Below are 729 nucleotides of genomic sequence, written 5' to 3' on the forward strand. Positions count from 1 at the left end.
AATCGCGGGCGATGCTTGCCACTGGCGCCGTTTCAGACACAATATGTGGTGAAATCTTCTTCCCATGCTGGCCAATCTTGCTAAGACGACGGCCATTATGTGTTATGGATCCCGGTGCATACCCGACATGGTATGCTCGGTTTCAACCAAGAGGTATTCGCCGTGGCAACCACCCCGACCCATATTGCAAAGGCCGCGCTTGCAGGCGTTCTGGCGCTGACGCTTGTAGCCGGGGCTGCGTCCGCTCAGCAGGCCAACCGGTCCGAGAAATATGTCCCGACCATCTGGATCGATCCCGATGGTTGCGAGCACTGGACGATGGATGACGGGGCCGAAGGCTTCATGTCACCGCATCGCCGCCGTGACGGCAGTGCCGTTTGCCACAGGTCGGAAATCTGCGGCGTGGTTCCCACGGACCAGCTTTTCGCCACGGACCGCTCTGCGATCAGCGCCGCAGGCCGTGCGACCCTGCAGAACTTCTTCAGGACGGCGAATGCTTTTGGATTCCTTGTCTATGGCCACACCGACAGCCGCGCGTCCGACGAATACAACATCAGGCTGTCGCAGAATCGCGCCAATGCGGTGGCCGGCGTGGCGCAGGGCATCGGCGCCCGCTGGTCGATATCCGCGGTTTCGGTGAACGTCAGCCGCGCGCCGACAATGCCAGTGCCGCCGGCATGCAGCAGAACCGCCGCGTCGAAATCTACTGCATCCGCTGAAAGGGAGCCC

General features: G+C 61.5%; 1 pseudogene. It reads left to right on the forward strand.

Features of this window, described 5'->3' with window-relative positions:
- Positions 1 to 132: 132 nt before the first annotated feature.
- Positions 133 to 719: pseudogene (locus ACOI1H_RS26005) on the forward strand (OmpA family protein).
- Positions 720 to 729 lie beyond the last annotated feature (10 nt).

Source organism: Loktanella sp. DJP18 (assembly GCF_049310965.1).
Lineage (GTDB): Bacteria > Pseudomonadota > Alphaproteobacteria > Rhodobacterales > Rhodobacteraceae > Loktanella.